Source organism: Bradyrhizobium sp. CCBAU 51753 (assembly GCF_015291565.1).
GTDB classification, from domain to species: Bacteria; Pseudomonadota; Alphaproteobacteria; order Rhizobiales; family Xanthobacteraceae; genus Bradyrhizobium; species Bradyrhizobium ivorense.
This window is the reverse complement of the sequence record NZ_CP030037.1, coordinates 4602633-4628073: the sequence shown is the minus strand read 5'-3', so window position 1 is coordinate 4628073 and position 25441 is coordinate 4602633. Positions and strand designations below refer to the sequence as shown.

The following is a 25441-nucleotide window of genomic DNA, read 5'->3' as shown; positions in this document are numbered from 1 at the left end:
CGATGCCTCCACTCCCGATCAGACAGGGATGAGGCAGTAACGGCTCGCGGCACGTGAAGGCCGCTGGAGCTCTTCTCAGGTGGCCCACAACTCCGCCTGAGACCAGGCGTTACGGACGAACTCGCCAATCTCGCCTGTAACGCCGTGCACCACGCGCACGCCGCGAGCGGATCGATCGCTGAAAAACGCGAGGCGTAGTGTTTGCATTTGATAGGAGCAGCACATGGCTATTCAAGTACCAAGCGATTTTCGTCGCGTGATTGTTGCTGCGTCAGTGGGAAACATCATTGAATGGTACGATTTCTACATTTTCGGCAGCCTGGCCGCAGTGCTGTCGGTCAAGTTCTTTGAGCAATCCCACCCCGTCGCAGCCCTGCTGAGCACGATCGCGCTGTTCACTGCGGGATTCCTGATCCGTCCGCTGGGGGCTTTCCTGTTCGGATGGATGGGCGATCGGATCGGCCGCAAATATACATTCCTCATTACGCTGAGCGGAATGGGCCTGGGAACGGGCGCGATCGGACTGATCCCGACCTATCAGTCGATCGGCCTGACGGCCGCTTTCGTTCTGTTCGGCTTGCGGATGATCCAGGGTCTATGCCTGGGCGGCGAATATGGCGGCGCCATCACCTATGTCGCCGAGCATGTTCCGGACGACAGCCGCGGCTACTATACCGGCTGGCTCCAAACCTCGCCGACGCTCGGGATCGTGGTGTCGCTGGCCGTGATCGTCCTGACCCGGACCTGGGCGGGCAATCAGGCCTTCGACGAATGGGCATGGCGCGTTCCATTCCTGCTCTCGTTCCTGCTGGTGGCCATCGCCATCTACATCCGCCTCCAGCTTCAGGAGACGCCGATTTTCCAGGAGATCAAGGCGCGCGGACAGATGACCAGGAATCCCTGGCGGGAAGCTTTCCTCAGCGCCAACATCAAATACATCCTGATCGCCATCGTCGTCCTGATCGGACAGGGCGTGGTCTGGTACAGCGGTCAATTCTGGGCACTGTACTTCCTGCAGCAGGTCTCCAAGGTCGATGCGATCACCTCTGCCTACATCGTGGGAACCGCGCTGCTGATCGCAACGCCGAGCCTGATCTTCTTTGGCTGGCTGTCGGATCAGATCGGCCGTAAACCCGTGATCCTCGGCGGAATGCTGCTTGCCGCGATCACCTACTATCCGCTGTATCTGTGGCTCGGCACGGTCACGCAGCCGGGACACATCAACTATCCGGTCGCCATCCTCATCGTCTTCATCCTCGTCTGCTACGTCGGGATGGTGTACGGGCCGGTCGGTGCATTCCTGGCGGAGTTCTTCCCGGCCAGGATCAGGTACACCTCGGTCTCGGTGCCGTATCACATCGGCAACGGTTGGGGCGGCGGATTGGTGCCGTTCATCACATCAGCTGCCTTCGCAGCGACCGGCAGCATCGGCTACGCGCTGATCTATCCGATCGCCGTTCCCGCGGTGTGCTTCATCATCGCGCTCTTGATCATGCCGGAGACACGCGAGACCAAAATTTGGGAGCAGATCGAGGCGCGAACCGCGCCATGACGGAGTGACCTTGCTGCGGCACAGCTAACCCCGCAGCAAGGTTCATGATCGGCCTTCCAAGTGCGGGGCGAGGCTTCCGGATCGTCCCGCACTCGCCGTCGCTCGGGCGTGATTTCCTTGCAGAACCGGCATCCAACGCAGCCGGGGGGGAATGCAGCGCCAGGCAAATTCAACCGCTCCGGCCGCCAGTCGCTGGCGGTCAGGCCAACAACCCGGTTCGATTCCCCTCAGCCAGCTCGGTGATGCCAGCGATCGTGCCACCAGGTGGCGAAATCACGATCTGTCATCAGCTCCCAGCAAGCGAGCGCGATCACCACGATTCCGCCGAGCACGCTGCTCGTGGTGACCGGTCCCTGTTCGTAGCCGAACGTCCAGGGTGCCAACACCAGAGCCGCTCCCATCAGCATCTCGCCCCACTCCTCCAGATAGGACGGAATGATGAATGCCTCCAAGGCAAACAGCACGACGCCCAATCCGAGTGCGATGGAGATCCAGAGAGCTGCCCCGGAGAAGCCCAGTGCAAACGGCGACGCAATCAGCCAGACTCCCACCAACAGGCTGGCAGCATCCTGCCAGTGTTGAATGCGCATAATCCTCACCTCCCTCTTCCCCGGATATGGTGCGGCGGGAGCAAAAAGCATCTAGCCGGACCTGCGATCTGTTGCCGCTGCTGATCCGCGAGCCCACGTCCACCCGGGCGTCCACGCGACCCGGAAAGGGCTCTTGCAATCGCGCCGCAGCAAGATGCACACTGCGTGCGCTTGACCAGGTGTCAACGTCTGCGGTTCGCGGCCCGACCGGTGTTTACGGTTGCGCTCAGGACGAGAGGAGTATGACGCCATGCGAGAAATCGACATCCACAGCTATGCGCGGCAGTTGCTCGAGGCACATGGCGCCAAGGCCATTGCGGAAGCTGCCCAAAACGCCATCGAGCTTGAAGCAAAAGGCGAGGCCGAGCTGGCCAGAACCTGGCGGCATATCGAAGACGCCATGAAGCTGATGCGCGGGCCGCACCAAAGCTGAGGCTGCCCGCGAGCTGCGCAGAACTTGGAGCGGGATCAGTCTCAAGCCGCCCTATGGCGGCTTGAGAACGGCAGCACAATCTCAACGACGCGGCTCTCCATGACAGGAGCGAAGCCATGTTTCCGACGTGCGCAACAGCCGAAGATATCGTGAAGGCGATCAAGGACGAGAAAGTGCAGATGATCGATCTGCGTTTCATCGATCTGCCGGGGGTATGGCAACATTTTTCCGTCCCGCCGAGCGCGGCGAGCGTCGATGCTCTCGGAGAGGGAATTGGCTTCGACGGCTCATCGATCCGCGGCTTTCAGGAAATCCAGGAAAGCGACATGCTGGTCGTTCCGGATCCGACCACGGCCTTTCTCGACCCGTATTCCCCTGCATCCACGCTAGTGTTGATCTGCAACATCCGCGACCCCACGACCGGTCAATCCTATAGCCGTGATGCCCGCTACATCGCCCAGAAGGCCGAAACCCACCTGAAGGCCACGGGCCACGCCGATATCAGCTACTTCGGTCCGGAGGCGGAATTCTTCGTGTTCGACAGCGTGCGCTATGGACAGGGCATCAATTACGCTTTCCACGAAATCGATTCCAGTGAGGGCAGCTGGAACACCGGCTCGGAGGAAGCGCCCAATCTGGGACACAAGCCGCGCCCGAAAGAGGGATACTTTCCGGTGCCCCCGACGGACAGCATGCAGGCGCTCCGCACCGAAATGGTGTTGACCATGGAGCAACTGGGCATCCAGATCGAAGCCCATCACCATGAAGTCGCGACCGGTGGGCAGAACGAAATCGACATGCGCTTCACCACGCTCACGCGCATGGCGGACAATCTGATGATCTACAAATACGTGGTGAAGAACACCGCTCGCCGGAACGGCATGACCGCAACGTTCATGCCGAAACCGTTGTTCGAGGACAACGCGTCTGGAATGCATGTTCATCAGTCGCTGTGGAAAGGCGAGACCAACCTGTTCTACGACAGGGGCGACTATGCCGAACTGAGCCAGCTCGCCCGCCACTATATCGGCGGCCTGCTGACCCACGCCTGGGCGTTGTGCGGGCTTTGCGCCCCGACCACGAACTCCTATCGACGTCTGGTGCCGGGCTATGAGGCTCCGATCAACCTGGTCTATTCCCAGCGCAACCGGTCAGCCTGCTGCCGCATTCCGATGTATTCGCCGAACCCGAAGGCCAAGCGTGTCGAATTTCGCTCGCCGGATCCTTCCTGCAATCCCTATCTGGCTTTTGCCGCAATGCTGATGGCCGGTCTCGACGGCATCCGCAACAAGATCGACCCGGGTAGCCCGATCGACAAGAACCTCTACGACCTGCCGCCGGCCGAGGCGAAGGAGGTGAAGTCGACGCCGGGGTCACTGGACCAGGCGCTGGACGCGCTCGAACGCGATCACGCATTCCTGCTGCGCAACGATGTCTTCACCGCCGACGTGATCGAAACATGGCTCGACTACAAGCGGAAGAAGGAGGTCGATCCCATCAGATTGCGACCTCATCCCTACGAGTTCCATTTGTACTACGACATCTAGATCAGCGGCGTCTGCGAGGAGACGTGATGGCAGACGATCTTCCAGTCGCCGTCCTCGCGCGCGATCACCCACGTGATCTTGACGGTGAGCGTATCGCCGTCGAGGGAGAACGATGCGATGGCGGCCATGTTGAGAAGATCGGGGTTTACCCGTCCGGTGCTGACATTGCTGAACTGGACGCGCGGTGCGCGCCAGCGCGGCAGGCCGTTGAAATAGGCCTTCACGCCGTCGCGGCCGCGATAGAGGGTCGGGTTCGAGCCGAAGAAGAACGCGCTCCTCGAATAGAGCGCGGCGAGCGTCTCCGCATCGAGCTTGCTGAACGCAGCCGACCATCTGGCGATGATGGCGGAGGCGATCTCGTCGGTCTCGCTTGGCATCGATCGCCTCCGCTTCGAAACGCTTGCCGGACGGCCTAACCCTTGCCGCCGACTTCCTTGGCAAAGGTGTCGCGCAGGCCGATAGTGCGGTTGAACACCAGCCTGTCCGGCGTCGAGTCCGGATCGCGCACAAAGTAGCCCTGCCGCTCGAACTGCATCGCATCCGGCGAATTGCTCTCGGCAATCGCAGGCTCGACGCGCGCGTCCGTCAGCACCTCCAGCGACTGCGGATTGAGGTCGCCGGCGAAATTGCCTGCGTCCGGGCTCGGGTTGGCGAACAGCTGGTTGTAGATGCGGATCTCGGCCGGCTTGGACTGCGCCGCGGAAAGCCAGTGCATCGTCGCCTTCACCTTGCGGCCGTCGGGCGCGTTGCCGCCCTTGGTCGCGGGGTCATAGGTGCAGCGCAGCTCGACGATTTCGCCGGCGTCGTTCTTCACCACACTCGTGCACTTGACGAAGTAGGCATAGCGCAGCCGCACCTCGTTGCCCGGCGACAGGCGGAAGAACTTTTTCGGCGGGTTCTCCATGAAGTCGTCTTGCTCGATATAGAGCTCGCGGCCGAACGCGATCTTGCGGGTGCCGGCCTCCGGATTGTCCGGATGGTTGATCGCTTCGAGTTCCTCGACCTGGCCCTCCGGATAGTTCTCGATCACGACCTTGAGCGGCCGCAGCACCGCCATGCGGCGCAGCGCGGTGCGGTTCAGCTCCTCACGGATGCAGAATTCGAGCATGCCGACGTCGACCACGCTGTTGGCCTTGGCGACGCCGATGCGCCTGATGAATTCACGCACCGCCGCCGGCGGCACGCCGCGCCGCTTCAGCCCGGCGATGGTCGGCATCCGCGGGTCGTCCCAGCCCGAGACGTGGCCGTCGCGCACGAGCTGGGTCAGCACCCGCTTCGACAGCAGCGTGTAGGTCAGGTTGAGCCGCGCCATTTCATACTGGTGCGGCTTCGACGGCACCGGCAGCTTGTCGAGCAGCCACTCATAGAGCGGCCGGTGATCCTCGAACTCCAGCGTGCAGATCGAATGGGTGATGCCCTCGATCGCGTCCGACTGGCCGTGGGCATAGTCGTAGCTCGGATAGATCGACCATTTATCGCCGGTGCGCGGATGATGGGCGTGCAGGATGCGGTACAGCACGGGGTCGCGCAGATTGATGTTGCCGGACGCCATGTCGATCTTGGCGCGCAGCACGCGGGCACCGTTCGGAAACTCGCCGGCCTTCATGCGGCGGAACAAATCGAGGTTCTCCTCGACCGGGCGGTCGCGGAACGGCGAGTTCTTGCCCGGCTCGGTCAGGGTGCCGCGGGAGGTGCGGATCTCCTCCTGCGACTGGTCGTCGACATAGGCATGGCCGGCCTTGATCAGGCCCTCGGCCCAGTCATAGAGGCGCTCGAAATAGTCCGAGGCAAAAAAGAGATTCTTGCCCCAGTCGTAGCCGAGCCAGTGCACGTCGGCCTGGATGGAGTCGATATACTCCTGCTCCTCCTTGGTCGGATTGGTGTCGTCGAAGCGCAGATTGCACTGGCCGCCGAACTCCTGGGCGATGCCGAAGTTGAGCGCGATCGACTTGGCGTGGCCGATATGCAGGTAGCCGTTCGGCTCCGGCGGGAAGCGCGTCACGATCCGGCTGTGCTTGTGGGAGGAGAGATCGGCCTGGACGATGTCGCGGATGAAATCGCGCCCTGCCTCTGCCGTCGCCGTGTCAGTCGTCATCAAAGGGTTCCCATTGGATTGACCTGCCTTCTGCCAAATTCGCGCGGTCCGGCCAAGCCCTGCGCGGCGCCAATCATAGCGCGGAGACCCTCGCCCGTACCCGCTCGATGAACGCCGTCCGGGAGGCCGGCGTGGAGCGGTCCATGTCGTAATGGGCCATATAGAACGATTGGGCGCTCGCGCCACACATCGGCTTCAGGGCGCGGAACAGCACCTTGCGGCCGGGATCCTGCATCACGATCCGGGTCAGCCACCAGGGCGAGCCATAAGTCGTCACCACCCCGAACAGGCGGATGTTGGTCAGCAGCGGCCTGATGCGCCCGCCGGCCAGATCATGGGCAAACGCGGTTCCCGGCGCCCAGACCCGGTCGAAGTACCCCTTGAGCATCGCCGGCATGGAAAACCACCAGTGCGGAAAGCAGAAGATGATGCCGTCCGCCCGGCGGAGGTCGCCGATCAGGCGCGACACCGCCTCCTCCGCATAGGGGCCCTGAAAATAGCTCCGCCGCTCCGCCTCGGTCATGACCGGCGAGAACCGCTCGCGGTCGAGATCGGTCGCGATCACCTCATGCCGGCGCCGCAATGTCCCGACGATGGTCTGAAACAGCGTGTGGTTATAGCTGTCCTCGAGCGGATGGCTATGAACGACCTGGATAAGCATTGGCTAAGTCTCCCCCGGCTATGATACACGGTCGCCCGGCTCACTCATTGGGTACCCCATTCTCGAAATGACCTCGTCTTCGATCGTCACGCGCTTCGCTCCGTCGCCGACCGGCTTCCTCCATATCGGAGGCGGCCGCACCGCCCTGTTCAACTGGCTCTATGCCAAGAAGCACGGCGGCAAGATGCTGCTGCGGATCGAAGACACCGACCGCGAGCGCTCCACCAAGGAGGCGATCGACGCCATCCTGGACGGCTTGCGCTGGCTGGAGCTCGATTGGGACGGCGACGTGATCTACCAGTTCAGCCGCGCCGCCCGCCATCGCGAGGTCGCCGAGAGCCTGCTCGCCGCGGGCCGCGCCTATTACTGCTACGCGTCGCCGGAGGAGCTCACCGCGATGCGCGAGAAGGCGCGCGCCGAGGGCCGCACCCGCCTCTATGACGGCATGTGGCGCGACCGCGATCCGTCGACCGCGCCCGCCGGCATCAAGCCGACCATCCGCCTGAGGGCGCCGCAGACCGGCGAGACCGTGATCGAGGACCAGGTCCAGGGCCGCGTGGTCTGGCAGAACGAGAACCTCGACGACCTCGTCCTGCTGCGCGGCGACGGTACCCCGACCTACATGCTCGCGGTCGTGGTCGACGACCACGACATGGGTGTCACCCACATCATCCGCGGCGACGATCACCTGATCAACGCCGCGCGGCAGAAGCAGATCTACGACGCGCTGGAGTGGGAGCTGCCCAGCATGTCCCACATTCCGCTGATCCATGGTCCCGACGGCTCGAAACTGTCGAAGCGCCATGGCGCGCTCGGCGTCGACGCCTATCGCGCGCTGGGATACCTGCCGGCGGCGCTGCGCAACTATCTGGTCCGGCTCGGCTGGAGCCATGGCGATCAGGAGATCTTCTCGACCGAGGAGATGATCGCCGCGTTCGACCTCTCCGGCGTCGGCCGCTCGGCTGCACGGTTCGACTTCGCCAAGCTGGAGAACCTCAACGGCCACTATATCCGCCAGAGCGACGATCAATCCCTCGTGACCCAGTTCGAGAACGTGCTGGATTATGTTCCTGAATGCGCGGCCCTGAAGCCGAAGCTCAACGACACCACGCGGGCGCAATTGCTGCGCGCGATGCCGAGCCTGAAGGAGCGCGCCAAGACGCTGATCGAGCTGATCGCCGGCGCCTACTTCATCTTCGCCGACCGCCCGCTCGAGCTCGATCCAAAGGCGGCGGCGCTGCTGACGCCGGAAACCCGCGCGCTGATCGGCCGGCTGCGCACGGCGCTCGAAGCCGTCAACGACTGGACCGCGGAGACGACGGAGTCCGCGATGCGGAATTTCGCCGAGCAGAACAATTTGAAGCTCGGCGCCGTCGCCCAGCCGCTGCGGGTGGCGCTGACGGGCCGCACCACATCGCCGGGCATCTTCGACGTGCTGGCGGTCCTGGGACGCCAGGAGTGTCTTGCCCGTCTCGCCGATCAGGCGGCGTGATCCTGCATGGACCCTGCCAGGGTCCATCTTGCAGCGCACATGGCAATGAGCTACCCATCCTCGGACGCTTTCTCCACAAGCCGTCCCACCCCGCCACGGGTCGTCAATTAGCGACTGGGCAAGGGCGGTTTTCGCAACGATTTCATCGGGGATATCACGATGGACGCAAAATCCAGCAAGACAGCCACACTCACCATCGGCAACAAGACCTACGATTTCCCGATCCTCAGCGGCACGGTTGGGCCTGATGTCATCGACATCGCCAAGCTCTACGGCCAGGCCGGGGTGTTCACCTACGATCCCGGTTTCACCTCGACCGGCAGCTGCCAGTCCAAGATCACCTACATCGACGGCGACGCCGGCGTGCTCGAATACCGTGGCTACCCGATCGAGCAGCTCGCCGAGCAGGGCGACTTCCTCGAGACCTGCTACCTGCTGCTCTACGGGGAGCTTCCGACCCCGAAGCAGAAGCAGGACTTCGACTACACCGTCACGCACCACACCATGGTGCATGAGCAGATGGCCCGCTTCTTCCAGGGCTTCCGCCGCGACGCCCATCCGATGGCGATCATGGTTGCGGCCGTCGGCGCGCTCGCCGCGTTCTATCACGACTCCACCGACATCAATGACCCGAAGCAGCGGATGATCGCCTCGATCCGGATGATCGCGAAGATCCCGACGCTGGCGGCGATGGCCTACAAGTACACGGTCGGCCAGCCCTTCGTGTATCCGAAGAACTCGCTGTCGTTTGCCGAGAACTTCCTCAACATGTGCTTCGCGGTGCCCTGCGAGGAGTACAAGATCAATCCGGTGCTTGCCGACGCGCTGGACAAGATCCTGATCCTGCACGCCGACCACGAGCAGAACGCCTCGACCTCGACGGTGCGCATCGCCGGCTCCTCGGGCGCCAACCCGTTCGCCTGCATCGCGGCCGGCATCGCCTGCCTGTGGGGCCCGGCGCATGGCGGCGCCAACGAGGCCGCGCTCAACATGCTCTACGGCATCGGCAAGGTCGAAAACATTCCGGACTTCATCGCCAAGGTGAAGGACAAGAACAGCGAAGTCCGCCTGATGGGCTTCGGCCACCGCGTCTACAAGAACTACGACCCGCGCGCCAAGATCATGCAGAAGATGTGTCACGCGGTGCTCAAGGAGACCGGCCACGGCGACGATCCGATGCTCAAAGTGGCGCTGGAGCTCGAGAAGATCGCGCTCAACGACCCCTACTTCATCGACCGCAAGCTCTACCCGAACGTCGACTTCTATTCGGGCATCACGCTGAAGGCGATGGGCCTGCCGGTCTCGATGTTCACCGTGCTGTTCGCGGTCGCCCGCACCGTCGGCTGGATCAGCCAGTGGAGCGAGATGATCGAGGATCCGCAGCAGAAGATCGGCCGTCCGCGCCAGCTCTACACCGGCGTCGCCCGCCGCGACTACGTGCCGATCGACAAGCGCAAGTAAGCGGCACGCATCAAGCGATCCGGAACGGCGCCATCACTCCTGATGGCGCCGTTTTCGTTTGCCGCGGGCGACTTCGGTGGCGAGTGCATCCAGCTTCGGCAGCCAGAACGCCCGGAAGCGGTCGAGCCAGTCATCGACCTCGCGCAGCCGCTTGGGTTCCACCGCATAGATGCGGCGCGTGCCGTCGGCGCGCACCGAGGCAAACCCGGCGTCGCGCAGGATCCGCAGCTGCTGCGACACCGCCGACTGGGTGATGCCGAATTCGCGCTGCACGACGGTGACGATGTCGCCTGAACTGTGCTCGCCGGTCGCGAGCAGTTCCAGGATGCGGCGCCGGACCGGATCGCCGAGGATGTCGAAGGCGTGCACGGCCGCTAAAGCGCGATGAATCGTCATCGCCCTTTAGCTCCTCGTTTGAGCATGATCTCTTCGGAAAACCGCTTCACACTTTTCCGGATCATGCTTTAGCCTCCGTCCGGCTCCGGCTCGCCGCAATAGAACGCCGTGGTGTTCGCCGCTGCCCTGCGCGCCGCCGCCTCCTCCGTCCCCGCTGCAATCGAGGCGCGGCACCAGTCCGCGCTGCTGCGGCGGATGAAGTCCTTGCCGTCGTCGGAGGCGGGCCATGCCGTGGCGGTAGCGCGGTCGAATTCCTGGCCCGCGGGCGTGGCGAGATAGAGGGCGAGCCCGAGCAACGCGAGATCCCAGCCGACGCCGACCGCGCCGGGTCCGAAGCGATCCCAGAAGTCGCCCTCGACGATCGCCACATGCTCCAGTTCCAGGTGCGTGCCGCCGGCGCGATCCTCCGCCAGCGTCACGGTCACCCAGCTGACGGCGCCCATCGCCTCCCACGTCACGGCGAGCCGGCGCGGCGGCTCGCAGGTCGTGATCTCACCGCCGGCCTGGCCCTCGAACTTGTAGCGGCCGCCAAGCCTCAGCTCGCCGGAGATCGGCAGGAACCAGCGCGGAATCCGCTCCGGATTGGTCAGCGCATCCCAGAGATCGTCGATGTCGGTGTCATAGCGGCGGGTCGCAATCACCGCCCGCGCCGGCTTGCCGTCGCGTTCCCGGAACGCGACCTCGCGAATGACGGCGCCGACATAGGCAATGGGATCGATCTTCATCGGGTGGCTTCCATAATATTAGAGATAGCTAATATTAGTACCAGCTAATCATCCGTTGCAAGCGGAACCGCTGCGGCCGGATGCCGCTCGCGGCATGCCGCATCCAGCCAGCTGGTTGCGGGCGCGGGATGCACGGTTTTCGGAATAATGGAAGAATACGGCTGACTTGCCCGACGTGTCAAGGCTGCCGTCGAACGCCGCCTTTGTCGAGTGCCGGCGGCCGCCGGCTACCGCTGGGCTACTTTGCATGGGGTTGTTTTCGCCATATTGGCAACGCGCCCCTGCGACACGGGGAGTCTAGCCGGGTCGACCCGCCATCGTTGCCAGCACGATGTCGGCGGCGCGCACGCTCGGCGGCTGGTCGCCGGTCGACATCTTCGCATCCATCGTCGAAAACGCCACGAGCTGCCGCAGACGCTCGGGCGTGTCGGCGATCACCTCGCCGAGCGCCTGCGCGAGCTTGTCCGGCGTGCAGTCCTCCTGCAGGAACTCGGGAATGATGTCGGCGCCGATCACGAGATTGGCGAGGATCACCGACGACACCCGGATCGCGCGGCGCAGGATGAACGCCTCCGCGGCGCCGACCCGATAGGCCGTCACCATCGGAATGCCCGACAGCGCGAGCTCGAGCGTCACGGTGCCCGACTTCGCCAGCGCGGCACGCGCGATGCGGAACGCGGCGCGCTTCTCGGCGTCGCCGACCGCGATCCGCGGCACGATCGGCCACGACGCCACGCCCTCGCGCACCATCGCCTCGAGATGCGGCATGGTCGGCAGCACGAGCTCGAACTTCATGCGCTCGCCGAGCGCGCCGAGCGCTGCGCCGAACAATGCCAGATGATGCCGGATCTCACTGCGCCGGCTGCCCGGCAGCACCAGCAACACCGGCGGCGCGCCGTCGCGGCGCTGCCGTTCGTCAGGATTCGGCCGCAGCGAAGCGAGCTGCTCGATCAGGGGGTGGCCGACATAGCTGCACGGCGGCCCCTGCAGCTTCTGATATTCCTCGGGCTCGAACGGCAGCAGCGCCAGCACGTGATCGACATAGCGGCGCATCGCGCGCGCCCTGCCCGGCCGCCACGCCCAGACCGACGGCGACACGTAGTCGACGATCGGAATCTCCGGATTGCGCGCACGGACGCGGCGGGCGACGCGATGGGTGAAATCGGGGCTGTCGATGATCACCAGCATATCGGGCGCATCATCGAGCACGGCATCGGCGGTGCGGCGGATCAATCGCAGGATTTTCGGCAGTTGCTTCACCACCGCGGCAAAGCCCACGATCGACAGCTCCTCGATCGGAAACAGCGGGTCGATGCCCTCTTGCGTCATGGCGCGGCCGCCGACGCCGGAGAACTGAACGGCATCGCCGAGACGCTGGCGCAGCACCTTCATCAGCGCGGCGCCGAGCCGATCGCCGGACTCCTCCGTCGCGATGAGGAAGATCTTGCGGCCGGCGGTGGGGCTGCGCGCCGCCATCAGCTCTCGAGCCCGATGACAAAGAGGCCCTTTGCGTCGGCGGTCTCGATCAGCGCCTGCGGCTCGGCGGCAAGAGTGTTGCCGGCGATCACGGCGATGCCGGCGATCCCTGCCGCCGCCGCGCCTTCGACCGTCCGCGGGCCGATGGTCGGCAGATCGAAGCGCAGATCCTGGCGGCTCTTCGGCGCCTTCACCAGCACGCCTCTCCCGGCCTTGGCGCGGATCCGGCCCTCGGCGCGCAGCCGCGCCACCCGCGCCAGCAGCCCGTCGGTGCCCTCGATATCCTCGACCGCAACCACATGACCGTCGATCACGACGGCCGCCTGCCCGATGTCGAACGGACCGAGCGCGTCGAGCACGGCGCGGCCGCGCGCGATGTCGGCGAGCGCGTCGCCATCGGGGGCCGTGCGCGTGACCGCGCCTTCCGGCATCAGGAGATCGGGCGCGACGTCCTTGATCCCGACCATGCGAAAACCCTGCTGCTCCAGGATGCGGCCGACGCTCGACAGCAGATGATCGTCGCCGCCGCGGAACGCTCGCAGGACGTGGCCGAGCACGCGCAGCGTGCCCCAGTCGAGCCTGATCTCGGAGAGCGCCGGACGCACCAGGGTGCCGATGAAGATCAGGTCGCGGCAGCCTTCGTCGCGGAACAGCCGCGTCGCCCGCCCGAGCTGGCCGACCGAGATCCAGCGATGGCGAAACCGCTGCGCCCGCGCCGGATCACAGGCGCCGCGCAGCGCGAACAGCACCGGCGTGATGCCGCGCGCGGCCAGCGAGTCCGCGACCGCAAACGGCATGGCGCCGCCACCGGCGATGACGCCGACCGGTGAGGAAAGCGAGGGCGCCGCTGACGTCATGCTGGCGGCCATCCCCTGCTCAGTTGGTGTTGGCGGGAAGACAGAGCGCGCGGTGCTTGGCGCCGTCGATGAAGGCCAGAATATCCGCGATCGCGGGATCCTCGCCGGCCAGCGGCTGCACCGACGCCAGCCGCTCAGCAAAGACGCCGGGGCCGTGGAACAGCTTTTGATAGAACGCGCGCACCACAGCCAGCCGCTGCTTGGTGAACTGGCGGCGCCGCATGCCGATGATGTTGAGCCCTTCGAGCACGGCATACTGGCCGTTGGCGAGCCCGAACGGGATGATGTCGCCGCGCACGCCGCAGACGCCGCCGATCATGACCTGCGGGCCGACGCGGGTGAACTGGTGCACCGCCGACAGGCCGCCGATATAGACGAAGTCGCCGATCTCGCAATGGCCGCCGAGCGTCGCCGAGGTGGCGAAGATCACGTTGTTGCCGACCGTGCAGTCGTGGCCGACATGGCTGTTGTTCATGAAGAAGCCGCGATCGCCGACGCGGGTCAGCCCGCCACCCTTGACGGTGCCGATGTTCATCGTCACGCCCTCGCGGATCGTGCAGGCCTCGCCGATCTCGAGCCGGGTCGGCTCGCCGCGATAGCTCAGATCCTGCGGCGCGCCGCCGAGCGCGGCAAACGGCGAGATGACGCAGCCGGCGCCAACAGTGGTGTGGCCGCCGACCGTGACGTGTGCCAGGAGCTTGCAGTTCTCGCCGAGCACGACATTGGGGCCGATGATGCAGTACGGGCCGATCTCGGTGCCCGCTCCGATCACGGCGCCATCGGCAATGCGCGCAGTGGGATCGATCATGGTCATGGAATTGCGGTCCGGAATTCGTTAACGGCGCCAACGCGCTAGTTGAGGCGCCAGACTGTCGGTTGGGGCGGTCGTTAGCGCGACTTTGCCCGCCCTGTCCAGTGACGTATCATGACCGCCCATTGCAACGAAACGGGTCGCAACCGACCATGGTCCGGGCCGCCACGCTGATCCTCAGCCTGCTCTCTGCGCCTGTCGGCCCGGAGACGGTCGATCTCGGGCGCGGCGGCCGCGTCGATCTGTCGACCTTCGACTGTCGCGACATCAATCGCAGCTCGATCGTGCAGCGCGTCTGCTACGACGCCAGCCAGCGCGCGCTGCTGGTCACGGTCAGGGGCAGCTACCAGCACTATTGCAGCGTCCCGGTTGAGACCTTCGATGCGCTGATGAACGCGCCGTCGATGGGCATCTTCGTCAATCGCGTACTGCGGATCGCGGGCGCCGACGGCCGCTACGCCTGCCGCACGTCGTGAGCTCTTATTCGAGCATGATCTTTTCGGAAAACCGCTTCACACTTTTCCGGATCACGCTCAGTCCGTCAGCATGGCTCCGACATCGGCCTCGGCCACGACCTGGCCGTTGACCTTTGCATCGCCGTGAAACCACCACATCGTCTTGCGCCGGCCGAGCGAACGCATGTGGTATTCGATGGTGTCGCCGGGCATGACCGGCTTCCTGAACTTGCACTTGTCGATGGTGAGGAAATACACCGCGCGCGGCTTCTCGGTGCCCTCGACCGATTTGATGCCGATCACGCCGGCGGTCTGGGCCATCGCCTCGATCATCATCACGCCGGGATACACCGGGCGCTCCGGAAAATGTCCCTGGAACGGCGGCTCGTTGAAGGTGACGTTCTTGATGCCGATGCCGCTGTAGTCGGCGCGGATCTTGATGACCCGGTCGATCAGCAGCATCGGAAAGCGGTGCGGCAGCGTCTTCAGGATATCGTTGATATCCACGAGCTCGAACCTGACCGGCGACTCCTCCATCACTCCTCGTCCTTACCCTTCGCTTCGTTGTCGCGCACCAGGCGCTCCACGGCGATGATTTCCCTGAACCACTGCTTGGTCGGCTTGGCGAAGTGCCCGCCCCAGCGACCGTTCGGCGGGATGTCGTCCTTGACTGCGCTCATCGCGGTGACCTGGGCGCCGTCGCCGATGTTGAGGTGGTTGTTGATGCCCACCTTGGCACCGAGCGCGACATTGTCGCCGATCGTCAGGCTGCCCGCGAGCCCGATCTGGGCCGCGAGCAGGCAGTGCCTGCCGATGGTCACATTGTGGCCAATCTGGACCTGGTTGTCGACTTTGGTGCCTTCGCCGATCACGGTGTCGCGCAGCGAGCCGCGGTCGATGGTCGACCCGGCGCCGACCTCGACATTGTTCTGGATCAGCACCCGGCCGGTCTGCGGCACCTTCAGGTGGCCCGAAGGCCCGAAGAAGATGAAGCCGTAGCCGTCCTGGCCGATGTTGCAGCCGGGATGGATCAGCACGTTGTTGCCGATCAGGGCGAACTGGATGGTGGTCTTAGCGCCGACATTGCAGTCGCGGCCGATCTTGACGTCGGCCCCGATCACCGCGCCGGCGCCGATGATGGTGCCGGCGCCGATCTCGACCCTGGGCCCGATCACCACCAGCGGATCGACGATGACGCCGTCCTCCAGCCGCGCGGTGGGGTCGATGATCGCCGACGGCGCGATGCCCTCGGTATCGAACCAGGACTGCGGCCGCAGCGCGTCGGCATGCCATTCGCGGGCGAGCTGGACGAAGGCGTGGAACGGCTTGGTCGCCCGCAGCACCGCGGTGCCCTTGGGCACCTGCGCCTCGAAGCGCGGGCTGACCAGGCAGGCCCCGGCCCGAGTCGCGGCGAGCCGGTCGGCGTATTTGAGATTGTCGAAGAAGGCGAGCTGCATCGGGCCGGCTTCGTCGAGCGAAGCCAGTCCCCTGATCTGCTGCGCGCCCCTCGCGGGGTCGACCAGATGCGCCTTCGTCAGCGCGGCGATCTCAGCCAGCGTTGACGAAGGAGGCTTCTTGAAGAAGATCGGCTGCGCCATTCTTTCCGTCGCAGTCCGGCCGGCAACCGGTCTTAGAACGAAGTACCGCCGCCAAACCGGAACTCTTGTGTGCGGTCAAACTGGCCCTTGGTCAGCGGGATCGCATAGTCGAAGCGCAGCGGTCCGAACGGCGACTGCCAGATCAGGCCGACACCGACCGAGGTACGGACCACCTTGCTGTCGTCGAAGTTCAGCCCGAGGCAGGTGCCCGGCGTCGGCGGGTTGTTGGTCGGCCTGACGCAGCCCGGCACGTTGACTTCGCCGGTCGCCGCCCACGACGTCGGTCCCTGGTAGTCGTACAGACCACCGGCGTCCGCGTAGACCGCGCCCTTGAGGCCGACTTCCTTCGGCAGGAACCAGAACGGCATCTGCAGTTCCGCCGACACGCCCCAGTACTTGGTACCGCCGATCGCGTCCTGCGTGCTGTAGGGGTTGATGTCACGCGGACCGATGCCGTTCGGCGCGAAGCCGCGGACCAGGTTCGGGCCCATCTGGAAGTGATCCAGCATGCGCAGCTCGGTGCTGCCCAGCTTGTTCAGGATACCGCCCTGGGCGTGGATCACGCCGACGAGGTCGGAAACCAGCGGGGTGTAGTACTTCGCATCGATCGCGGTCTTGATGTAGCTGACGTCGCCGCCGACACCCGCGAAGTCCTGCCGGAAGTCGACCAAGAGGCCGTCGGTCGGGTTCTTGTTGTTGTCGAGGGTGTTGTAGTTCAGCGTATAGCCGAGCGCCGAGGTCAGCGTCTTGCCATTCGCCAGCTCCTTGCGCACCGGCAGCGAGGCTTCGCCGTCGAAGAAGCAGCCGAGACCGTTGGTCGAGGTCAGATCGATGCCGTTCAAATTCGCATAGGCCGGGCTCGGGAAGAACGCGGTATTGGGCGTTCCATCCGCGTTGAGCGGGATGTTGTTACAGTTCCTGAACGTCGCCGGCAGCGAAATTTCCTGCTGATAGATCGAGTAGCGCAGCTGCAGCGAGAGGTCTTCCCGCAGGCTGAAGCCGAGCCGCGGGCTGAAGCCGAGCGTCTTGGTGCCGTAGGAGATGTAGCTGTTGGACAGCTGCTGGCGCTGGTAGAGGTCGAGGCCGAGCGCGACGCGGTAGTCGAGCAGATAGGGCTCGACGAACGACAGCGAATAGCCGCGGGCGTACTGGCCGTAAGTCACCGACGCCTTGGCGAACAGGCCCCGCCCGAGCAGGTTGCGCTCGGAGACCGAGACTTCGGCCAGCGCGCCGTCGGTGGTCGAATAGCCGCCCGACACCGAGAAGTCGCCGGTCGACTTCTCCTCGAGATCGACGATCAGGATGACCCGGTCGCTCGAGGAGCCCGGCTCGGTGGTGATCTTGACGGTCTTGAAGAAGTCGAGGTTCTTCAGCCGGCGCTCGGCGCGGTCGACCAGCGCGCGGTTGTAGGCGTCGCCCTCGGAGATGTCGAACTCGCGGCGGATGACGTAATCGCGGGTGCGGGTGTTGCCCCGGACGTTGATGCGCTCGATGTAGGTGCGCGGGCCTTCGTCGATCGCGAAGGTGATCGACACCGTGTGATTCTCGAAATTGCGGTCGCCGCGCGGCCGCACCACCGCGAAGGCGTAGCCGCGGCGCGAGGCCTCGATCTGCATCTCTTCGACGGACTTCTCCAGCGCCTCGGCGTTGTAGAGCGAGCCGACATTGACGCGCGACCACGAGCGCAGCGCGTTCGGATCCAGCGTCGAGATCGACGACGTGAAGTTGACGGCGGCGACGCGGTACTGCTGGCCTTCCTCGATCTTGAAGGTGACCAGGAAGCCCTTCTTGTCCGGATCGTATTCGGTCAGCGCGGCCACGACCTGGACGTCGGCATAACCGTTCTTGAGGTAGAAGCGGCGAATCAGGTCGCGGTCGGCCTCGACGCGATCGGGATCGTAGACGTCGTTGCCGCCGAGGAAGCTCAGGATGTTCGATTCACGGGTCTTGATGACGTCGCGCAGGCGGGACGCCGAATAGGCGTTGTTGCCGATGAATTCGATCGAGCGGACACCAGTCTTCACGCCTTCATTGATCTCGAAGATCAGGTCGACGCGGTTGTTCGGCTGCTCGATGATCTGCGGATTGACCCGCACGTCGTAGCGGCCGGACCGGCGGTAGATTTCGGCGATTCGCAGCGCATCCGACTGCACCATTGGGCGCGAGAAGGTGCCGCGCGGCTTGGACTGGACCTCGGCCGTCAGCTGCTCGTCCTTGATCTTCTTGTTGCCCTCGAAGGCGACGCGGCCGATCACCGGGTTCTCGACCACGATCACGACCAGGCGCCCGCCGCGCGTTTCGATATGGACGTCCTGGAACAGGCCGGTCTCGATCAGCGCCTTCAGGCCGTCGTCGATCTGGGCCTGCCCGAGCCGACCGCCCGGACCGGGGCGGAAGTAGGAGCGGATGGTTTCGAGCTCGACACGCCGGTTGCCCTCGACGGTGATCGAATCGACGGTCTGGGCAAGCGCAGGCGCAGACACACTCACGGCCGCCAAGGTGGCAGCCACCGGCACGGCGAACATGACCAGGGCAGCGAACAAGCCCCCCCTCACTCGCATTCCAAACATCATGCGCAACGCGCCCTTATCCTTCCGATGCCGGATCGTTCCCCAACGCCCCGACAGATTCCCAACCTTATGCTCAGCTTGTAACCAAATTTGCCATGGGGGCAAACTTTCTACGGGAGCGTATTTCCAATTCGTTCCAAGACGTTGCCCATTAGCAACGTCACAAAAAAGCCGCGTTTCACGACCCAGCCAATTTGAGGATGTCGTTATAGGTTGCAAACACCATCAGCATCAGGACCAGACCAAGGCCGATTCGGAACCCGACCTCCTGCGTGCGCTCCGAGAGCGGGCGTCCGCGCAGCACTTCCGCCCCGTAAAACATGAGGTGCCCGCCATCCAGCAGCGGGATCGGGAACAGGTTCAGCAGGCCGATCGAGACCGACAGGATCGCGCAGAGGTTCACGACGAACTGGAACCCGGCGCTCGCCGCCTGGCCGGAGAGTTTCGCGATCCCCAGGACCCCGCTCACCTCGCCCGGATTGCCGGTTCCAACGAACAGCGACCCCAGGAACTTGAAGGTGCTGGAAATGATGTACCAGACCTGCTCAACGCCGATTCGGAGCGATTCCACAACGCCAACGGGCACACTGGTCGCCTCGCCGGTCTGGGCCTTGTGCTCGATCCCGAGCACGCCGATGCGATGCGCGTTGCCGAAGGGATCCTTGACCTCCTTGAGCGCCGGCGTGGCATTGAATGAAACGACCTCGCCGTCGCGCTTGACCCGGAATGCAAGCTTTGAACCTGCGCTCGATCCTACGACGCGCTGCATGTCGGCGAAGCTTTGAATCGGGCTGCCGTCGATTTCGAGGATGACGTCGCCCACCTTGAAGCCCGCCGCGGCGGCCGCACTGTCGGCGACAATGCCGTCGACCCGGGCGATCGTGCTGGGCTTGCCGTAATAGAGCGCCATGCCGGCAAAGATCAGCGCACCCAGGATGAAATTGGCGACCGGGCCGGCGACGACGATCGCGGCGCGCTTCCCGACGGTCTTGTGGTGGAAGCTGCCTTCGCGCTCCTCCGCCGTCATCGTTGCGAGCTTTTCCGTCGAAGGCGTCGACGCCTCTGAGTCATCGCCGAAGAACTTGACGTAGCCGCCGAGCGGAATCGCGGAGATCTTCCAGCGCGTGCCATGGCGGTCGTTGAAGCCCGCGAGCTCCGGCCCGAACCCGAGCGAGAAGGTCAGCACCTTCACCCCGGCCCAGCGCGCGACCAGGAAATGACCGAGCTCGTGGAAGAAGACGACAATCGTCAGGACGAATAAAAATGGGACAATGTAACCGACGAGCCCATGACTCAACGTACTGAAAGTATGAAGAAAAAATTCGGGCATCCGTGTTCCCTCGACAAGAGCCAAAGGCTCCGTCCCCAACCCTCTAGGTTGCCTTTAAGGCAATTTGAGGCAATAGGGCGGCAGCCTTATTTCGCGCAACATGGTCAACGGAAATCGCATCATCCGCCGAGACCAGCGGTGCCCGATTCCCGGTCCGGATCCAATCGTTCATCGTCGCTTCGACCAGGCGAGCGATCGCGCCGAACTTGATCTTGCCAGCGATAAACGCGGCGACCGCAACTTCGTTCGCGGCGTTGTAGACGGTGGTCGCGCCCTTCCCGGTCCGCAGCGCCTCATAGGCCAGCCGCAGCCCCGGGAAGCGCGCGAAATCCGGCGCCTCGAAGGTGAGCTGACCGATCTTGGCGAGATCGAGCCGCGCCGACGGGCCGACGATTCGGTCGGGCCAGCCGAGGCAATGCGCGATCGGGATCCGCATGTCGGGCGCGCCGAGCTGTGCCATCACCGAGCGGTCGGAGAATTCGACCATGCCGTGGATGATCGACTGCGGGTGCACCAGCACGTCGATCTCGTCCGGCGTCAATGCGAACAGATAGGACGCCTCGATCACCTCGAGGCCCTTGTTCATCATCGACGCGGAATCGATCGTGATCTTCTGGCCCATGCTCCAGTTCGGATGCTTCAGCGCCTGCTCCAGCGTCGCCTGCTCGATGTCGGCCGGAGCCCAGGTGCGGAACGGGCCGCCGGAAGCGGTGATGATCACGCGGACCAATTCGGCGCGGTCGCCTGAGGCCAGCGCCTGGAACAGCGCGTTATGCTCCGAATCCGCCGGCAGGATGCAGGCGCCGGCCTTGGCGGCGCGCTCCATGAAGAAATCGCCGGCGCAGACCAGGCACTCCTTGTTGGCGAGCGCGACCGACGCGCCGCGATCGACCGCGGCGAGCGCGGGCTTGAGCCCGGCGGCGCCGCTGACCGCCGCCATCACCCAGTCCGCAGGCCGCGCCGCGGCCTCGATGATGGCGCTCTCGCCCGCCCCGCACTCGGTGCGGGTGCCGGCCAGCGCATCCTTCAGCGCGGACAATTTCGTGGGGTCGGCGATCGCGGCAAACCGCGCGCCGAATTCCCTGGCGAGCTTGGCCAGCGCCTCGACATTGCCGTTCGCGGTCAGCGCCTCGACCCGGTAGCGATCCCGCGCGCCGCGCAGGAGATCCATGGTGCTGTCACCGATCGAGCCGGTGGCGCCCAGGACAGTTACCGACCGCACCGCGGATGCCGCGGCCTTGTTGTTACGCAATGGAACTGCGCTCATCACATCACCAAACCATAAGACCGCGCCCGACGCCATCGGCGCCGCCGCGAACGAAACCTAAAATCGCCGCAACAATCACGGCCGCGACAAACCCGTCCAGGCGGTCCAGGACCCCGCCATGGCCGGGAATGATATGACTCGAATCCTTCACCCCGAACCGCCGCTTCACGGCGGATTCGAAGAGGTCGCCGAGCTGCGACACCACCGACAGCACCGCGCCGAGCACCAATAGCGGCGCGGTGGAGCCGATCTCGAAGGCGGCAAAGCCGGCCGCCACCAGCAGGCTCGCCGCGAAGCCGCCGATCGCGCCGGCCCAGGTCTTCTTCGGGCTGATCCGCACCCAGAGCTTTGGTCCGCCGATGCTGCGACCGGCAAAATAGCCGCCGATGTCGGTGACCCACACCACCAGCAGCACGAACATCAGCGCGCCAAACCCCTTGGCCGTATCGAGGCGCACCAGCACCGACGCGACCTCGGCGGCCGCTGCATAGAGCAGTCCGACGGTCGCCCAGTTGCGCCGCTCGCCCGAGGTCAGCGCCACCGCGACCGCGCCGATCGCGAGCACGATCAGCGCCGCATCGATCCGGCCGGCGATCAGGCCGAGGCCGGCAAGCAGCAGCGCGGCAACGCCGGGGCCCACAACACGGAGCTCGCGGCCGACGTCCGTGACCATCAGCCATTCCACGAACAGTCCGATCGCGGCCAGCGTCACCAACAAGGTCCAGGCAATGCCGCCGACATAGGCCAGCATGATCGCGACCGGCGCCAGCACCAGGGCCGCGACAACGCGCATCACGAGATTGCGCGAGCCCTGGTCGCTCGCGGCTTCGGAAGCGTGTTTCGCAGGCTCCGGTGCGGCTTCCGCTGCCGCGCGCGCGGCTTCGCCCTCGCTCACGAGCCGGTTTTCGCAGCGAGGCCGCCGAAGCGGCGCTCGCGCCTGCCGTATTCCGCAATCGCGCTCTCCAGCGCCGCCTTGTCGAAATCGGGCCAGAGCACCGGCACGAACACCAGCTCGCTATAGGCGGCCTGCCACATCAGGAAATTCGATAGGCGCTGCTCGCCGCTGGTGCGGATGATCAGATCGGGATCGGGAATGTCGGGCGCATCGAGATATTGCCCGAGCGTGTCGGCGTCGATCGACGCGGCATCGCGCTTGCCTTCGGCGACCTCGCGCGCGAGCCGCCGCGCGGCAGCAGCGATTTCGGCGCGCGAGCCGTAGTTGAAGGCGACGACGAGGTTGAGCTTCACATTGCCCTTGGTCAGCTCCTCGGCCTCGTTGAGCAGCGCGCAGATGTCGGGGTCGAGCCCGTCGCGCTCACCGATCACACGCACCCGCACGCCATCGCGATGCAGGCTCGCCAGATCGTTGCGGATGAAGCGGCGGAGCAGACCGAACAGATCGCCGATCTCGGTCGCCGGCCGCGACCAGTTCTCCGAGCTGAACGAGAAAATCGTGAGGTAGTGCACGCCGAGTTCATGGGCCGCGCGCACCGTGCGGCGCAACGCCTCGACGCCGCGGCGATGGCCTTCGGCGCGCGGCAGGCCGCGCGCGGCGGCCCAGCGCCCGTTGCCGTCCATGATGATCGCCACGTGCAACGGACTGCCGGAGCGATCCGGTCCGTCGGTTGCAGGGGCTACGGCGTTCGACATGGCGTGTTCCCGTGGCGCTTTCACGCGGACAAGCCGGCGTGAAGAAAGCGCGTCAAAGCGAAAGGTCGCGTCAGACCGTCAGGATTTCCTTTTCCTTGGCGGCCAGCAGCTGGTCGATCTCATGGATCACCCCGTCGGTCGCCTTCTGCACCTCGTTGGACAGGCGCTCCTGATCGTCCTCGGAGATCTCGTGATTCTTTTCCATCTTCTTGATGATATCGAGGCCGTCGCGGCGCACGTGGCGGACCGCGACCTTGGCCTGCTCGGCGTATTTGTGCGCGACTTTGACCAGCTCCTTGCGGCGCTCCTGGTTGAGCTCGGGAATGCGCAGCCGCAGCACCTGGCCTTCCGTGGCCGGCGACAGGCCGAGATTGGAATCGACGATCGCCTTTTCCACGGCCTTGACCATCGACTTGTCCCAGACCTGAACGGACAGCAGACGCGGCTCGGGCACGCTGATGGTCGCAACCTGGTTGAGCGGCATGTGCGAGCCGTAGGCCTCGACCTGGACCGGCTCCAGCATGGAGGCCGCGGCGCGGCCGGTGCGCAGGCCACCAAGCTCGTGCTTGAGCGACTGCGTGGCGCCCTGCATCCGGCGCTTCACTTCGTTGATGTCAAAACCAGGTGCGGCCATGACGTTCTCCCTTTTCAAGAAACCGGTTGACGCGGCCCGTAGGTGCCAGCGTCAGCCGGCGACGACGGTGCCGTGTCCGGACCCGCGCAGAATCCCACCGATCGAACCGGGCTCCGCGATCGAAAACACGATGATAGGCAGCGACGTCTCGCGGGCAAGCGCGAAAGCGGTCGCATCCATGACCTTGTAGCCGCCCTCGATCGCCTGCGAATGGGTCAGGCGGTCGAAGCGCTTGGCCTTGGGGTCCTTCTTCGGGTCGGCGCTGTAGACGCCGTCGACGTTGGTGGCCTTCAGCACCGCCTGCGCGCCGATCTCGGCCGCGCGCAGCACCGCGGTGGTGTCGGTGGTGAAGAACGGATTGCCGGTTCCGCCGCCGAGCAGGACGATCCGTCCCTCGGCGAGATATTTGTGCGCTGCACTGCGGGTGAACAGCTCGGAAATCTCCGGCATCACGAATGCCGACAGCGTCCGCGCCGCGGTCCCCTTGCGCTCGATCGCCGCCTCCAGCGCCAGGCAGTTCATCATGGTGGCGAGCATACCCATGGTGTCGCCGGTCGGCCGGGACACGCCGCGCGCGGAGACCTCGACGCCGCGGACGATGTTGCCGCCGCCAATCACGACCGCGACCTCGATGCCGAGCTTTTGCGCCGCGATCAGGTCGTCGGCGATGCGATCAACGGTCGGCTGGTCGATCCCGAAGGCGTGGGAGCCGGCCAGATATTCGCCGGACAGCTTGATCACCACGCGACGATAGATCGGCTCAGCCATGATGCGATCGCTTTCTTATCCCGCGCAGGCAGGCTTCCGGCGCGTGCGCCGGAGGCCTCGATGTCAGCGGCTTACTTCTTGCCGCTGGCGGCCGCGACTTCGGCGGCGAAGTCGCTTTCCTGCTTCTCGATTCCCTCACCGAGAGCATAGTTCACAAAGCCGGCAATTTTGATCGGCGCGCCGACCTTACCCTCAGCTTCCTTCACGGCCTGGGCAACGGACTTGCCGCTGTCGTGGATAAAGGCCTGATCCAGGAGGCAGACTTCCTTGAAATAGGTCTTCAGGCCGGAATCGACGATCTTCTCGATGATGTTCTCCGGCCTGCCCTGCTGGCGGTATTTGTCGGCCAGCACGTCCTTCTCGCGCTTGACGGTCTCCGGATCGAGCCCGGTCGAGTCGAGCGCCAGCGGCTTCGCGGCGGCGACGTGCATGGCGAGCTGGCGGCCGAGGGTCGCGAGTTCGTCGGTCTTGCCGGCGGATTCCAGCGCCACGATCACACCGATCTTGCCGGCGCCGTCGATCACGGCGTTGTGGACATAGCTCGACACCACGCCCTTGCTCACCTCGAGCGAGGCGGCGCGGCGCAGCGTCATGTTCTCGCCGATGGTCGCAATGGCGTCCGAGATCGCGGTCTCGACGGTGACGTCGCCGACCTTGGCGGCCTTGATGGTCTCGATATCGGCGCCGTTGTGCAGCGCGACCTGGGCGATCATCTTGACCAGGCCCTGGAACTGCTCGTTGCGCGCGACGAAGTCGGTCTCAGAGTTGACCTCGACCAGCACGCCTTTGGTGCCGGAAGTCACCGCACCGATCAGGCCTTCAGCCGCGACGCGGCCGGACTTCTTGGCGGCCTTGGTGATACCCTTCTTGCGCAGCCAATCCTGCGCGGCCTGCATGTCGCCGTTGTTCTCGGTCAGCGCCGCCTTGCAATCCATCATGCCCGCGCCGGTCGACTCGCGGAGATCCTTGACCATCGCTGCTGTGATCGTCGCCATCGTTCAATGTCCTTCTTGCCTGTGATGAAGCCGCGGCGCCGGGTGGCGCCGCTTTCAGCAACAGGGAAACCGTTGTTC

The 25441-nt window shown here is 64.9% G+C and carries 25 protein-coding genes; 6 read left to right on the top strand and 19 right to left on the bottom strand.

What is annotated here, in order from left to right; genetic code table 11:
• Positions 1–223 precede the first annotated feature (223 nt).
• Positions 224–1552 (top strand): MFS transporter, encoded by a 1329-nt coding sequence (locus tag XH93_RS20855; protein ID WP_194468973.1) that lies wholly within the window; start codon positions 224–226, stop codon positions 1550–1552.
• 227 nt (positions 1553–1779) lie between these two features.
• On the opposite strand, the gene XH93_RS20850 is transcribed toward XH93_RS20855, so the two are convergent.
• Positions 1780–2142, bottom strand: coding sequence for an SPW repeat protein (locus XH93_RS20850; protein WP_194468972.1), 363 nt, complete (start codon positions 2140–2142; stop codon positions 1780–1782).
• Positions 2143–2392: 250 nt separating this feature from the next.
• Between XH93_RS20850 and XH93_RS20845 the strand changes: the two genes are divergently transcribed.
• Positions 2393–2575 carry a hypothetical protein gene (locus XH93_RS20845; RefSeq protein WP_139483827.1) on the top strand — a complete coding sequence of 61 codons (183 nt, stop codon included), beginning with the start codon at positions 2393–2395 and terminating at the stop codon, positions 2573–2575.
• A gap of 116 nt (positions 2576–2691) precedes the next feature.
• Positions 2692–4122, top strand: coding sequence for a type I glutamate--ammonia ligase (gene glnA / locus XH93_RS20840; RefSeq protein WP_194468971.1), 1431 nt, complete (start codon positions 2692–2694; stop codon positions 4120–4122).
• Here the strand turns inward: glnA and XH93_RS20835 are convergent.
• From XH93_RS20835 to XH93_RS20825, 3 genes are all read right to left on the bottom strand, one after another.
• On the bottom strand, positions 4119–4499 hold the full coding sequence (locus XH93_RS20835; RefSeq protein ID WP_194468970.1) for a nuclear transport factor 2 family protein: 381 nt from the start codon (positions 4497–4499) through the stop codon (positions 4119–4121). The genes glnA and XH93_RS20835 overlap by 4 nt on opposite strands.
• Positions 4500–4534: 35 nt before the next feature.
• Positions 4535–6217 carry a glutamine--tRNA ligase/YqeY domain fusion protein gene (locus XH93_RS20830; RefSeq protein ID WP_194468969.1) on the bottom strand — a complete coding sequence of 561 codons (1683 nt, stop codon included), beginning with the start codon at positions 6215–6217 and terminating at the stop codon, positions 4535–4537.
• A gap of 73 nt (positions 6218–6290) precedes the next feature.
• Positions 6291–6878 carry an NAD(P)H-dependent oxidoreductase gene (locus XH93_RS20825; protein WP_194468968.1) on the bottom strand — a complete coding sequence of 196 codons (588 nt, stop codon included), beginning with the start codon at positions 6876–6878 and terminating at the stop codon, positions 6291–6293.
• Between the two features lie 67 nt (positions 6879–6945).
• Here XH93_RS20825 and gltX point away from each other — a divergent pair, with 67 nt between their 5' ends.
• Positions 6946–8370 (top strand): glutamate--tRNA ligase, encoded by a 1425-nt coding sequence (gene gltX / locus XH93_RS20820; RefSeq protein WP_194468967.1) that lies wholly within the window; start codon positions 6946–6948, stop codon positions 8368–8370.
• A gap of 159 nt (positions 8371–8529) precedes the next feature.
• Positions 8530–9831, top strand: a complete 1302-nt coding sequence (gltA, locus tag XH93_RS20815) for a citrate synthase (protein ID WP_139483832.1) — start codon at positions 8530–8532, stop codon at positions 9829–9831.
• Positions 9832–9864: 33 nt separating this feature from the next.
• Here the strand turns inward: gltA and XH93_RS20810 are convergent, their stop codons facing one another.
• From XH93_RS20810 to lpxA, 5 genes are all read right to left on the bottom strand, one after another.
• Positions 9865–10227 (bottom strand): helix-turn-helix transcriptional regulator, encoded by a 363-nt coding sequence (locus XH93_RS20810; protein ID WP_246799256.1) that lies wholly within the window; start codon positions 10225–10227, stop codon positions 9865–9867.
• A 68-nt stretch (positions 10228–10295) separates the two neighbouring features.
• On the bottom strand, positions 10296–10952 hold the full coding sequence (locus tag XH93_RS20805; protein ID WP_194468966.1) for an SRPBCC family protein: 657 nt from the start codon (positions 10950–10952) through the stop codon (positions 10296–10298).
• 297 nt (positions 10953–11249) lie between these two features.
• On the bottom strand, positions 11250–12428 hold the full coding sequence (gene lpxB, locus XH93_RS20800; protein WP_194468965.1) for a lipid-A-disaccharide synthase: 1179 nt from the start codon (positions 12426–12428) through the stop codon (positions 11250–11252).
• The gene (locus XH93_RS20795; protein ID WP_194475253.1) at positions 12428–13285 is read right to left on the bottom strand and encodes an LpxI family protein; all 858 of its coding nucleotides are present in this window, start codon (positions 13283–13285) and stop codon (positions 12428–12430) included. The genes lpxB and XH93_RS20795 overlap by 1 nt, the downstream gene beginning before the upstream one ends.
• A gap of 19 nt (positions 13286–13304) precedes the next feature.
• On the bottom strand, positions 13305–14099 hold the full coding sequence (gene lpxA, locus XH93_RS20790; protein ID WP_194468964.1) for an acyl-ACP--UDP-N-acetylglucosamine O-acyltransferase: 795 nt from the start codon (positions 14097–14099) through the stop codon (positions 13305–13307).
• A gap of 149 nt (positions 14100–14248) precedes the next feature.
• On the opposite strand from lpxA, the gene XH93_RS20785 reads away from it, so the two are divergent.
• A complete protein-coding gene (locus tag XH93_RS20785; RefSeq protein WP_139483838.1) occupies positions 14249–14572 on the top strand; it encodes a KTSC domain-containing protein in 324 nt (107 codons plus the stop codon).
• A gap of 57 nt (positions 14573–14629) precedes the next feature.
• Here the strand turns inward: XH93_RS20785 and fabZ are convergent, their stop codons facing one another.
• The 10 genes from fabZ to tsf all read right to left on the bottom strand — a co-directional run bounded on the left by fabZ (position 14630) and on the right by tsf (position 25363).
• Entirely contained in the window at positions 14630–15088 is a 459-nt protein-coding gene (gene fabZ / locus XH93_RS20780; RefSeq protein ID WP_139483839.1) for a 3-hydroxyacyl-ACP dehydratase FabZ, read from the bottom strand.
• Complete coding sequence (gene lpxD / locus XH93_RS20775) at positions 15088–16149, bottom strand: UDP-3-O-(3-hydroxymyristoyl)glucosamine N-acyltransferase (RefSeq protein ID WP_194468963.1); 1062 nt, start codon at positions 16147–16149, stop codon at positions 15088–15090. The genes fabZ and lpxD overlap by 1 nt, the downstream gene beginning before the upstream one ends.
• Before the next feature lie 32 nt (positions 16150–16181).
• Entirely contained in the window at positions 16182–18722 is a 2541-nt protein-coding gene (gene bamA, locus XH93_RS20770) for an outer membrane protein assembly factor BamA (protein ID WP_139483841.1), read from the bottom strand.
• A 175-nt stretch (positions 18723–18897) separates the two neighbouring features.
• Positions 18898–20049, bottom strand: coding sequence for an RIP metalloprotease RseP (gene rseP / locus XH93_RS20765; RefSeq protein ID WP_139483842.1), 1152 nt, complete (start codon positions 20047–20049; stop codon positions 18898–18900).
• A gap of 43 nt (positions 20050–20092) precedes the next feature.
• Complete coding sequence (gene dxr, locus XH93_RS20760; protein ID WP_194468962.1) at positions 20093–21316, bottom strand: 1-deoxy-D-xylulose-5-phosphate reductoisomerase; 1224 nt, start codon at positions 21314–21316, stop codon at positions 20093–20095.
• Positions 21317–21320: 4 nt separating this feature from the next.
• Complete coding sequence (locus tag XH93_RS20755; RefSeq protein WP_194468961.1) at positions 21321–22211, bottom strand: phosphatidate cytidylyltransferase; 891 nt, start codon at positions 22209–22211, stop codon at positions 21321–21323.
• Positions 22208–22966, bottom strand: coding sequence for an isoprenyl transferase (locus tag XH93_RS20750; RefSeq protein WP_139483844.1), 759 nt, complete (start codon positions 22964–22966; stop codon positions 22208–22210). Before XH93_RS20750 ends, XH93_RS20755 begins: the two co-directional genes overlap by 4 nt.
• A 70-nt stretch (positions 22967–23036) precedes the next feature.
• A complete protein-coding gene (frr, locus tag XH93_RS20745; RefSeq protein WP_194468960.1) occupies positions 23037–23600 on the bottom strand; it encodes a ribosome recycling factor in 564 nt (187 codons plus the stop codon).
• A 51-nt stretch (positions 23601–23651) separates the two neighbouring features.
• Positions 23652–24368, bottom strand: a complete 717-nt coding sequence (pyrH, locus tag XH93_RS20740) for a UMP kinase (protein ID WP_194468959.1) — start codon at positions 24366–24368, stop codon at positions 23652–23654.
• Between the two features lie 71 nt (positions 24369–24439).
• Complete coding sequence (tsf, locus tag XH93_RS20735) at positions 24440–25363, bottom strand: translation elongation factor Ts (protein ID WP_194468958.1); 924 nt, start codon at positions 25361–25363, stop codon at positions 24440–24442.
• Between the last annotated feature and the right edge of the window lie 78 nt (positions 25364–25441).

Bases quoted from the DNA above. Each gene is read 5' to 3' on its own strand.
- XH93_RS20855 (WP_194468973.1), top strand. From the start codon at position 224: ATGGCTATTCAAGTACCAAGCGATTTTCGTCGCGTGATTGTTGCTGCG.
- XH93_RS20850 (WP_194468972.1), bottom strand. From the start codon at position 2,142: ATGCGCATTCAACACTGGCAGGATGCTGCCAGCCTGTTGGTGGGAGTC.
- XH93_RS20845 (WP_139483827.1), top strand. From the start codon at position 2,393: ATGCGAGAAATCGACATCCACAGCTATGCGCGGCAGTTGCTCGAGGCA.
- glnA (WP_194468971.1), top strand. From the start codon at position 2,692: ATGTTTCCGACGTGCGCAACAGCCGAAGATATCGTGAAGGCGATCAAG.
- XH93_RS20835 (WP_194468970.1), bottom strand. From the start codon at position 4,499: ATGCCAAGCGAGACCGACGAGATCGCCTCCGCCATCATCGCCAGATGG.
- XH93_RS20830 (WP_194468969.1), bottom strand. From the start codon at position 6,217: ATGACGACTGACACGGCGACGGCAGAGGCAGGGCGCGATTTCATCCGC.
- XH93_RS20825 (WP_194468968.1), bottom strand. From the start codon at position 6,878: ATGCTTATCCAGGTCGTTCATAGCCATCCGCTCGAGGACAGCTATAAC.
- gltX (WP_194468967.1), top strand. From the start codon at position 6,946: ATGACCTCGTCTTCGATCGTCACGCGCTTCGCTCCGTCGCCGACCGGC.
- gltA (WP_139483832.1), top strand. From the start codon at position 8,530: ATGGACGCAAAATCCAGCAAGACAGCCACACTCACCATCGGCAACAAG.
- XH93_RS20810 (WP_246799256.1), bottom strand. From the start codon at position 10,227: ATGACGATTCATCGCGCTTTAGCGGCCGTGCACGCCTTCGACATCCTC.
- XH93_RS20805 (WP_194468966.1), bottom strand. From the start codon at position 10,952: ATGAAGATCGATCCCATTGCCTATGTCGGCGCCGTCATTCGCGAGGTC.
- lpxB (WP_194468965.1), bottom strand. From the start codon at position 12,428: ATGGCGGCGCGCAGCCCCACCGCCGGCCGCAAGATCTTCCTCATCGCG.
- XH93_RS20795 (WP_194475253.1), bottom strand. From the start codon at position 13,285: ATGACGTCAGCGGCGCCCTCGCTTTCCTCACCGGTCGGCGTCATCGCC.
- lpxA (WP_194468964.1), bottom strand. From the start codon at position 14,099: ATGACCATGATCGATCCCACTGCGCGCATTGCCGATGGCGCCGTGATC.
- XH93_RS20785 (WP_139483838.1), top strand. From the start codon at position 14,249: ATGGTCCGGGCCGCCACGCTGATCCTCAGCCTGCTCTCTGCGCCTGTC.
- fabZ (WP_139483839.1), bottom strand. From the start codon at position 15,088: ATGGAGGAGTCGCCGGTCAGGTTCGAGCTCGTGGATATCAACGATATC.
- lpxD (WP_194468963.1), bottom strand. From the start codon at position 16,149: ATGGCGCAGCCGATCTTCTTCAAGAAGCCTCCTTCGTCAACGCTGGCT.
- bamA (WP_139483841.1), bottom strand. From the start codon at position 18,722: ATGATGTTTGGAATGCGAGTGAGGGGGGGCTTGTTCGCTGCCCTGGTC.
- rseP (WP_139483842.1), bottom strand. From the start codon at position 20,049: ATGCCCGAATTTTTTCTTCATACTTTCAGTACGTTGAGTCATGGGCTC.
- dxr (WP_194468962.1), bottom strand. From the start codon at position 21,316: ATGAGCGCAGTTCCATTGCGTAACAACAAGGCCGCGGCATCCGCGGTG.
- XH93_RS20750 (WP_139483844.1), bottom strand. From the start codon at position 22,966: ATGTCGAACGCCGTAGCCCCTGCAACCGACGGACCGGATCGCTCCGGC.
- frr (WP_194468960.1), bottom strand. From the start codon at position 23,600: ATGGCCGCACCTGGTTTTGACATCAACGAAGTGAAGCGCCGGATGCAG.
- pyrH (WP_194468959.1), bottom strand. From the start codon at position 24,368: ATGGCTGAGCCGATCTATCGTCGCGTGGTGATCAAGCTGTCCGGCGAA.
- tsf (WP_194468958.1), bottom strand. From the start codon at position 25,363: ATGGCGACGATCACAGCAGCGATGGTCAAGGATCTCCGCGAGTCGACC.